General features: G+C 72.4%; 8 protein-coding genes. 5 read left to right on the top strand and 3 right to left on the bottom strand.

Translation table 11 applies throughout. From position 1 onward, the window contains the following. Positions 1-814, top strand: an 814-nt coding sequence (locus tag KBX53_RS12160; protein WP_210859206.1) for a type VII secretion protein EccE, incomplete at its 5' end; no start/stop codon positions are given. Positions 815-836: 22 nt separating this feature from the next. On the opposite strand, the gene eccD is transcribed toward KBX53_RS12160, so the two are convergent. Then, positions 837-2,234 (bottom strand): type VII secretion integral membrane protein EccD, encoded by a 1,398-nt coding sequence (eccD, locus tag KBX53_RS12155; RefSeq protein WP_030329561.1) that lies wholly within the window; start codon positions 2,232-2,234, stop codon positions 837-839. Between the two features lie 164 nt (positions 2,235-2,398). On the opposite strand from eccD, the gene KBX53_RS12150 reads away from it, so the two are divergent. The 3 genes from KBX53_RS12150 (at position 2,399) to KBX53_RS12140 (ending at position 7,182) form a co-directional block, all read left to right on the top strand. Continuing rightward, the gene (locus KBX53_RS12150) at positions 2,399-6,364 is read left to right on the top strand and encodes a type VII secretion protein EccC (protein WP_030329559.1); all 3,966 of its coding nucleotides are present in this window, start codon (positions 2,399-2,401) and stop codon (positions 6,362-6,364) included. A 205-nt stretch (positions 6,365-6,569) separates the two neighbouring features. Next, the gene (locus KBX53_RS12145) at positions 6,570-6,878 is read left to right on the top strand and encodes a WXG100 family type VII secretion target (protein ID WP_030329557.1); all 309 of its coding nucleotides are present in this window, start codon (positions 6,570-6,572) and stop codon (positions 6,876-6,878) included. A 25-nt stretch (positions 6,879-6,903) separates the two neighbouring features. Continuing rightward, complete coding sequence (locus tag KBX53_RS12140; RefSeq protein ID WP_030329555.1) at positions 6,904-7,182, top strand: WXG100 family type VII secretion target; 279 nt, start codon at positions 6,904-6,906, stop codon at positions 7,180-7,182. An 87-nt stretch (positions 7,183-7,269) separates the two neighbouring features. Here the strand turns inward: KBX53_RS12140 and mycP are convergent, their stop codons facing one another. Both mycP and KBX53_RS12130 read right to left on the bottom strand, forming a co-directional pair. Beyond that, positions 7,270-8,499 carry a type VII secretion-associated serine protease mycosin gene (gene mycP, locus KBX53_RS12135; protein WP_245233544.1) on the bottom strand — a complete coding sequence of 410 codons (1,230 nt, stop codon included), beginning with the start codon at positions 8,497-8,499 and terminating at the stop codon, positions 7,270-7,272. A 50-nt stretch (positions 8,500-8,549) separates the two neighbouring features. Further along, positions 8,550-8,885: a MarR family winged helix-turn-helix transcriptional regulator gene (locus KBX53_RS12130; RefSeq protein WP_030329551.1), complete on the bottom strand. Its 336-nt coding sequence runs from the start codon at positions 8,883-8,885 to the stop codon at positions 8,550-8,552. A 224-nt stretch (positions 8,886-9,109) separates the two neighbouring features. Here KBX53_RS12130 and KBX53_RS12125 point away from each other — a divergent pair. After that, a partial coding sequence (locus tag KBX53_RS12125) for a carbonic anhydrase (RefSeq protein ID WP_305797941.1) occupies positions 9,110-9,385 on the top strand: 276 nt, incomplete at its 3' end.

Here is a 9,385-nt window from a genome sequence, read left to right as displayed (position 1 = left end):
CATCATCGAGCTGACCGCCCGTGGCACCCGGCTCGGCATCGGGCGCGACGACCAGGGCTGGTTCGCCGCCGTCGCCCTGCAGTCCGCCACCGGCGCGGCGGTCGGCTCCGTCGACGCGTCCGCTGTGGACCGCGCGCTGGGCGTGCTCGCGGACTTCAACGCCCCGGTCTCCCGGGCCCAGGTCGTCGCGCACACGCTGGTCTGGTATCCGGCACCCGGTGCGCCGCCGGCGGCGCACCGGACCGTCTGGGTGGCGCTGCGGCTCACCGTCCGCGACGCCCGGGTCGAGGCGGTGAGTCGGGGCGGCGGGCTGACCGGCGTACACCGGACGGTGGCCGCCGGGATCGGCCGGCTCGGCAAGGCGCTGACCTCGGCGGGGCTGGCCCACCGCCCGTTGGGCCGGGAGGAGCTGCGCGCGGCGATCGTCTCGGCCGCCGGTCTGGACCTGGTGCCCGAGGTGCCGGCGGAGAGCTGGCGTGGGCTGCGCGGCGGCGGCTGGACGCACCGCTGCATGGCGCTGCGGGGCCGCTCCGACGCTCCGCTCGGCCCTCTCGTGGACGCGATCACCGCCACCTCGGCGCCGTCGCACACGGTGGCCGTGACCGTCTCGGCGGACGGTCGGGTGGCGGCGCCGCTGGTGCGGGTCGCGGCGATGGACAACCATGTCGAGGCGCTGGTCAAGGTGGTCCGCGAGGTCGCCGACCGCGCGGGCGGGTCCACCCGGCCGATGGACGGTCAGCATGCCCCGGGCGTCTACGCCACCGCTCCGGTCGCGTCGGCGCTGGGCGTCCTGACCGGTCCGCGGTCGCGCTGACCGGTGCGGCGGCGAGACACGGTCAGGGTCGGAGGTTGACGATCCAGCCGTAGAGGCCGCAGACCCAGAAGGCGAGCGGCACCAGCGAGATGATGAGCAGGATCTCGACGATGTCGAGCAGGCGGCCCCAGACCGGGGAGATGCGCTTGCCGGCGACGCTCAGACCGTAGATCAGGCTGATCACCGCGGCCAGCACCAGCCCGCCCAGGATCAGGCCGAGCCGGACCGGCAGCGACCCACCGGCGAAGGTGGTCGCGGCGGCCAGACCCAGACCCACGGTGCCGGCCAGCAGCACCGGGGTGCGCTGGGCCCGGCCCAGCAGGGGGCGAGCCCGCAGCAGCGCCAGCAGGGCCAGCACCAGGCACAGCAACACCGCCGGCAGCCGCCCGTCCAGGGCCAGCACGATCTGCGCGCCCAGCACCAGCACGGCGACCGTCCACAGCAGGCCGGTCAGGAACTCGTCGGCGCGCTCACTCTGCTGGAGCACCTGCCGACCGTCCACCGACTCGCTGTCGGTCTTCAGGTCCTCCGGGCCGGTCGGGATGGACGGCACCGGCAGCCGGGCCAGCCGGTAGGCCATCATCGGCAGCGCCGGCACGACGCCGAACGCCACTGCGGCGATCACCGCGGCGGAGGCCGCCGCGTCGAGGTCGAGGACCAGGCAGAGCACCGCGCCCAGGCCGGTCGCGGCCGCGACCCCGATCGTGGCGAAGAACAGCGGGTACCGGTCGCCGACCGCCAGCACGGCCACCGCGCCGGCCACCACCGCCGCGGTTGCCGCGAGCAGGACGTGCGGACTGTCCAGCTCGGTCAGCGATCGGTCGCCGGCGAGCAGCAGCAGGCCGCCGGTGGCCGCGTGCACCAGGCCGATCATGGCCAGCACCGCGCCGGTGCCGCTGTCCCCGGCGGCCCGGGACAGCACTGCGGCGCCCACCAGCAGCGCCACCGCGACCAGCAGCGCGGCCACCGCGCCGGGCAGGTGCGGCGGGCCGGCGAACAGGGCGGCCACCGCGCCGGCGCCGAGCGCCGCCGCCGCGAAGATCACGGCGAAGGAACGGGTCGCGCCGACCTGCCAGGCGCCGGGGCGCTGGTTGGTCGCGGTGGCGACCGCGTCCACCACGTCGTCGAAGACGATCTCCGGTGCGGCGTCGGAGCGGGGGTTGAAGTAGAGCACCTCACCGTCGCGGACGCTGAGCTGCGCCGCGGTACGACCACCGTCGAGGGGCGCACCGCCCAACCGGGACAGTGCCCAGCCGCCGTGCCGCGCACCCTCGTCGGCCATGTCCTCGCCCGCGTAGCGCAGCAGGGTGGGCAGCAGGTCGGCCATCGGCACGTCCGACGGCAGCGCCAGGTCCATCCGGGTACGCGGAGCCACGATGGTGATCCGGCTCAGACCGCCGGTCGCCGTCTTCGTCGCCACAGTGGCCTCCAGGTGCGTCTGTGATCGGCTGGCTGTGATGCTGCGGTCCGGGTCCACCGCGCACACGGCAGATTACCTACGATGACGGGCACGTACGATGCCCACCCGCGGGCGGTGTTCCGCGGCGGCACGTCATCAGGGCCGCTTCTGGGGAGGAGACAGCCGTGAGCACTGTGGTGTTCCGTCGGCTCCCGCGTCAGCCGGGGCCGGCCCTGCCGCGCGGCGAGGTGCTGCTGGAGTCACCTCCCGAGCTGCCCGAGCCGACGCCCCGGGGGATGGGGCAGCTGCTCATGATCCTGCCGATGTTCTGCGGGGTCGGTGCCATGGCGTTCCTCTACGCCGGCAAGGGCGGCGGCATGATGACGTACGTCGCCGGTGGTCTGTTCGGTGTCTCGATGCTCGGCATGGCGATCGGCTCGCTGGCGAACAACGGTGGCAAGGACAAGGCCGAGCTGAACGCCGACCGCCGCGACTACATGCGCTACCTGGCGCAGATGCGCAAGCGCACCCGGCGGGCCGCCGAGCAGCAGCGGGCGGCGATGGCCTGGCGGCACCCGGAGCCCGACGCGCTCTGGTCGATCGCCGCGTCCCGGCGACTCTGGGAGCGACGGATCACCGAGGACGACTTCGGGGAGACCCGGATCGCCCTCGGCCCGCAGCGGCTCGCCGTGGAGATCGTCCCGCCGGAGACGAAGCCGGTGGAGGACCTGGAGCCGATGAGCGCCATCGCGCTTCGCCGGTTCGTCCGCGCCCACTCCACAGTGCCCGACCTGCCCACGGCGCTGTCGGTGCGCGCGTTCAGCCGGGTGGTGCTGCGCGGCGACCGCGAGCCCGTGCTCGATCTGACCCGGGCGGCGCTGGGGCAGCTGGCCACCTTCCACGCGCCGGACGACCTGGTGATCGCGGTGGTTGCCGCACCCGACCGGCAGACGTCCTGGGGCTGGGTCAAGTGGCTGCCGCACGCCCACCACAGCGGTCGTACGGACGCGGCCGGCGCCCGCCGGCTGGTCTTCGCCAGCCTGGCCGAGGCCGAGGCGGCGCTCAGCGCCGAGCTGACCGGCCGGCCCCGGTTCGCGCCGGAGGCGAAGCCGCTGACCACTGCCCCGCACCTGATCGTGGTGATCGACGGCGGGGAGATCTCACCGACCTGTCAGCTGGTGGGCCCGGGGTTGCTCGGCACCACGGTGATCGACCTCTCCGGGACGGTGCCGCGCGACGCCGGCCGATGGCTGCTCTGCCTCGACGTGGGCGACGGAAGCTCACTCGACCTGGTCCGGGGCAGCTCGTCGTCGACGTTGGGCCGGCCTGACCGGCTCAGCGCCGAGGCCGCCGAGGGGCTGGCCCGACAGATCGCCCCGTTCCGGCTCTCGCAGCAGCAGACCGGTGGCGACGAGCCGTTGGCGCGCAGCACGGAGCTGCCGGACCTGCTCGGCGTCGGTGACGCCGCCGCGGTGGACGTGCAGAACACCTGGCGTCCGCGTGGTCACCGTGACCGGCTGCGCATCCCCCTCGGTGTCGGCCCGGACGGCAACGTGGTCGAGCTCGACTTCAAGGAGTCGGCGCACGAGGGCATGGGCCCGCACGGTCTGGTGATCGGGGCCACCGGTTCCGGCAAGAGTGAGCTGCTGCGGACGGTGGTGGCCGCGTTGGCGGTGACCCATTCGTCGGAGGAGCTGAACTTCGTCCTGGTGGACTTCAAGGGCGGTGCGACCTTCGCCTCGCTGGAGGCGCTGCCGCACACCAGCGCGGTGATCACCAACCTGGCCGACGAGCTGCCGCTTGTCGACCGGATGCGCGACGCCCTCGCCGGCGAGATGGTGCGCCGGCAGGAGCTGCTGCGGGCGGCCGGCAACTACGTCTCCCGTTTCGAGTACGAGAAGGCGCGGTCGGCCGGTGAGCCGCTGGACCCGATGCCCAGCTTGTTGATCATCTGTGACGAGTTCAGCGAACTGCTCGCCGCCAAACCGGACTTCATCGACCTGTTCGTGATGATCGGCCGGTTGGGGCGGTCCCTCGGCGTGCACCTGCTGCTGGCCAGCCAGCGCCTCGAAGAGGGCAAGCTGCGGGGCCTCGACACGCACCTGTCGTACCGGATCGGTCTGCGGACGTTCTCCGCTGTGGAGAGCCGGATCGTGCTCGGCGTGCCGGACGCGTACGAGCTGCCGAACGCGCCGGGCCACGGCTACCTGAAGACGGACACCAGCACCATGCTGCGGTTCCGGGCCGCGTACGTGTCGGGGGCGTACCGCGCCCCGGGGCAGCAGGCATCCGCTTCGCAGGCGCTGGTGCAGCGGCGGATCGTGCCGTACGGCCTCGACTTCGTTCCGGTGCAGGTCCCGCAGGTGCCGGTGGACACCGCCCCGGAGCCGGAGCAGCCGGCCGACGGCAAGGCCGTGGCGATGCTCGACGTGCTGATCGACCAGCTCAAGGGTCGGGGCCGCCCGGCCCACCAGGTGTGGCTGCCGCCGCTGGCCGACCCGCCGGGTCTGGGTGAGCTGCTCGGCCCGCTGGCGGTCGACCCGACCTACGGGCTGTGCACCGCGTCCTGGCCCGGGCGCGGGCGGCTGACCGTGCCGGTCGGTGTGGTGGACCGCCCCTACGAGCAGCGTCGGGACCCGATGATGGTCGAGCTGGCCGGGGCCGGCGGCAACGTGGTCATCGTCGGTCGGTCGCTGAGCGGCAAGAGCACGATGCTGCGTACGCTGCTCGCCTCGCTGGCCCTCACGCACACGCCACGCGAGGTGCAGTTCTTCTGCCTGGACTTCGGCGGGGGCGCGCTGCGCAGCATGGAGCGGCTGCCGCACATGGCCGGGGTGGCCGGCCGACGCGACGTCGAGGCGGTCCGCCGGACGGTGGCCGAGGTGGTCGCGGTGCTGGACGAGCGGGAGGGCCGGTTCGCCCAGCACGGCATCGACTCGGTGGCGAGCTACCGCCGTCGTCGGGCCGCTGGCGAGTTCGCCGACGACCCGTTCGGCGACGTGTTCCTGGTGGTGGACGGCTGGAACACACTGCGCCAGGAGTACGAGGAGCTGGAGCAGACCATCACCACGTTGGCCAACCGGGGCCTCGGCTTCGGTGTGCACGTGGTGCTCACCGCCGTGCGGTGGGCGGAGATCAGGATCAACATGCGGGACCTGCTCGGCACCAAGTTGGAGCTGCGCCTCGGTGACGCGTCGGAGTCCGAGATCGACCGCCGCGCGGCGAACAACGTGCCGGAGAAGTCACCCGGTCGGGGTCTGACCCGCGACAAGCTGCACTTCCTCACCGCCATCTCGCGGATCGACGGGCGTCGCGACATCGACGATCTGAGCGAGGCCTCGGTGTCCCTGGCCGGGCACGTGGCGGCGAACTGGCCGGGTCGTCCCGCGCCGAAGGTGCGGTTGCTGCCCCGCCGCCTGCCGGTGGCGGAACTGGCCCGGATCATCGACCGGTCGGCGCCCGGGATCCCGGTCGGTGTCAACGAGTCGGCGCTCGCGCCGGTCTACCTGGACCTGGCCAACGAGCCGCACCTGACGGTCTTCGGCGACGCGGAGTGCGGCAAGACCAACCTGCTGCGCCTGATCGCCCGGGGGATCACCGAGCGGTACACCCCGGCGCAGGCCCGGTTGGTGATCGCCGACTACCGGCGCGGCCTGCTGGGGGCGGTGGAGGGTGACCACCTGCTCGACTACGCGCCGTCGAACCAGGCGTTCGCCCAGGGGCTCGGGTCGATCCGCAGCGCGCTGTCCAACCGGCTGCCCGGCCCGGATGTGACGACCGCCCAGCTGCGCGACCGGAGCTGGTGGAAGGGCCCGGATCTGTACATCCTGGTGGACGACTACGACCTGGTGGCCTCCGGCGGGAGCAACCCGCTCAGTGCCCTGCAGGAGTTGCTGCCGCAGGCCCGTGACATCGGTCTGCACCTGATCATCACGCGCCGGGTCGGCGGTGTGTCCAGGGCGCTCTACGAGCCGGTGCTGCAACGGCTGCGTGAGCTGGACTCGCCGGGCCTGCTGATGTCCGGCAACCGGGAGGAGGGGGCGGTCTTCGGCACGTTGCGGCCGAGCCCGCAACCGCCCGGCCGGGGCACCCTGGTCCGTCGTCGCGACGGCCAGCAGTTGATCCAGACCGCCTGGTCTGAGCCAGCCTGAGCGCGGTCGGCCGTTCGGTGGGGGGTGGTGGGCTGTCCCGGCCCGATTCACCACCATCCATCGAACGGCACCGGCCAGGGCTGCGAGGGCTGGACAGGTTCCGCTACGGTCTTCACAGGAGTGTCCGTCGGTGGGGTGTTGCTGCCTTGCCGCGGGGGAGGGATGCGGCGAAGCCGCCACCACAACAGACGGAAGGGTGTGAAGCATGGCGTTCGAGGTCGAAGCTGCGACTCTGCATACCGCCGCGAGTGACGTGCGGTCCACGCGCAGCGAGGTCGACGGTGAGCTGAAGAAGCTGTGGAACGTCGTCGACGACCTGGCCATCGCGTGGAAGGGTCAGGCGTCCACGGGCTTCCAGTCGCTGATGACGCGCTGGAACGAGGACACCGTCAAACTGCTGACGGCGATGGACAGCATCGCTGACCTGCTCGACAAGTCGGGTACGACGCACCAGGTCAACGACGAGGAGCAGCAGCAGATGCTGGACAAGTTCCACTCTGCTCTCAACCCGTGATCCGTAGCCGGCAGAGGAGGAAATCGTGACGATCAAAGTTGACTATGCGGTCCTCGAGAGCAGCAACCAGCAGATGCAGGCCATCTCGAAGACCCTCGAGGAAAAGCTCGACACGCTGCGGTCGATGCTGACCAAGCTGCACTGGGACGGCGAGGACCGGGTTGCCTACGAGCAGCACCAGGCGAAGTGGGACGCCGCGGTCCGGGACATCAACCGGATCCTGAACGAGATCGGTGGTGCCGTGGGCATCGCCCGGGAGAACTACCTCACCACGGAGATGAGCAACTCCAAGGTGTGGAGCTGAGGCATTCGCACAAGCGGCTCCGGTCCGGTTCGCCCGGCCCGGAGCCGCTTTGTGTGTGGGCGTCGGCACCGCGTCGCGGTGCGCCGCTCAACCGGCGGTCGGTGCGTCGGTGCGTCGGCCGGGGCGCCAGTCGCGTCGGCGGCCCCGGGTCATGATCGGCCGGGCGACCAGCAGCAGCCCGGCGAGCAGCGCGCCGATGACCGCCGCCCAGATCGCGGTGGGGCGCTGCCAGCTCAGCGGGTCGTCCCGCACGGCCGGCGCCGGCAGCGCGCCGATGGGCGGGTTCGTCCGGGTGCCGAGCAGGCTCGACACCGCCCGGTACGGGTTGACCATTCCGTGGCCGATGTCGGCGTTCTGACCCTCGGGTGGGTTGTCCGCGGTGCGCTTCAGCCGATCCGCGACCTGCTGCGGGTTGAGACTCGGGTAGGCGGCCCGGACCAGCGCGGCCACTCCCGAGACGTACGCGGCCGCGTAGCTGGTCCCGCCCTCCGGCACGGTGCGGTAGCCGCTGTTCCCGGGCGCCGGCCCGACGATGTTCATTCCCGGTGCGGCGATGTCGACGTAGTCGCCGCTGATCGAGGTGCCGACGTGGCTGCCCTGCTCGTCCACGCCACCGACGGCGATCACTCCGGGATACGCGGCCGGGTAGCCCGGCAGGTTCTGGGAATCCTCCGACCGGTTGCCGGCGGCGGCGACCAGCACCACGCCCTTGTCCAGCGCCCGCTCGACGGCCGCCGTCAGCTCGGGGCGGGGAATCGTCGTGAGGGACAGGTTGATCACGTCGGCGCCCTGCGCGACCGCCCAGTCGATGGCTGCCGCGATCTGGGCGGGGAGTTGCGGATCGCTTACCGCCCCGAGCTGTGGCAGCACCCGGATCGGCAGGATGCGGGCGGCCGGGGCGATGCCGGTGAAGGGGACGACAGTGCCCTCCCGGCCCGCGATGATGCCGGCGATCAGCGTGCCGTGCCCGGCCTCGTCGCACTGGCCCTGCCGGGCCGGTAGGCCGTTGAAGTCGCGACCCTCGAGGACCTGCCCCTTGAGGAGCGGGTGGGCGGCGGAGACTCCGGAGTCGATCACGGCCACCGTGACCCCGGCGCCCCGGGACAGCGGCCACGCCGAGGACGGCTCCAGGCGGCGTAGCGCCCACGGCATCTGGGTCAGGCCGTCGGAGCCGGGGGGACCGCACAGCGGCGGTGCCGCCGCCGCGGGGGAGGGTGCCACCAGGCCAGCGCCGAGCACTGCCGCCAGCGTTCCACTGAGGACGCCGCGAAGGGCACGTCGGGACGAGGTCGCGCTCAACGGCGGGCATTCGCGCACCCGCAAAGGTTACCGCCGCTGCCGTCGGGCAGCGGCCCCCGGTGACGAGGTCAGGCCCGGGGGTTCGCTTTCGCGGTGGGGGTGTCGGCGAACAGCGCGAGCAGGTCGCCGACCTGTCGGTCGGCCTCGGCCGGGTGCCGGAACCGGCCGGCCGGGTTGAGGGTGTACTCGTTGCGTCGTCCGACGCGGGTGCGGTGCAGGTAGCCGCCCGCCTCCAGGTCGGCCACGATCGCCTGCGCGGCGCGTTCGGTGACCCCGACCTCGGCCGCGACGTCGCGTAGCCGGGCGGTGGGATTGCGGGCGATGGCCAGCAGGACGTGCCCGTGATTGGTGAGGAACGTCCAGTTCCGCCCGCCGTCGGTGTCGCCCGTCACAGTGCTCGCCATCGTTGACCGCCCTTCCGGATGTCCGCCTGCTCGCGGAGAGTCTTGTCCGCCCCGCCCTGGGAGGGTTGCCCAGGGGGCGACCGGGGTCAACGTATGAAATCTAAATCACGCATACCTTGACGCATCTTAGCGTGCGTGTGACGGTGGAGCGCGACTGAGCGCCCGCCGCCCGGTCGGCGGAAAGTCGGTCTGACCAGGTGAGATGCGTCGAGACGAGGTGCGGGATGAGTCATGCCGGGAACGCCGGTGGTCAGCCGGGTACGCAGCGGACCACCGATCGAGCGCCAGTGCTCAGTGAGCCGAGCCGGGCGTACGCCGAACTGGTCGCCGGCAATCGACGCTTCGTCGGCGGCGCGCCACACCATCCCAACCAGGACGCCGGGCACCGGGCCGCCGTCGCCGACGGGCAGCACCCGTTCGCGGTGATCGTCGGCTGCTCCGACTCCCGGCTGGCCGCCGAGATCATCTTCGACCGCGGGTTGGGTGACCTGTTCGTGGTC

It is taken from the genome of Micromonospora sp. M51 (genome assembly GCF_018070305.1).
Classification (GTDB): domain Bacteria; phylum Actinomycetota; class Actinomycetes; order Mycobacteriales; family Micromonosporaceae; genus Micromonospora; species Micromonospora parva.
The sequence above is the reverse complement of the archived record's forward strand: the minus strand, read 5'-3'. Positions and strand labels throughout refer to the sequence as shown.

Bases quoted from the DNA above. Each gene is read 5' to 3' on its own strand.
- KBX53_RS12145 (WP_030329557.1), top strand. From the start codon at position 6,570: ATGGCGTTCGAGGTCGAAGCTGCGACTCTGCATACCGCCGCGAGTGAC.
- KBX53_RS12130 (WP_030329551.1), bottom strand. From the start codon at position 8,885: ATGGCGAGCACTGTGACGGGCGACACCGACGGCGGGCGGAACTGGACG.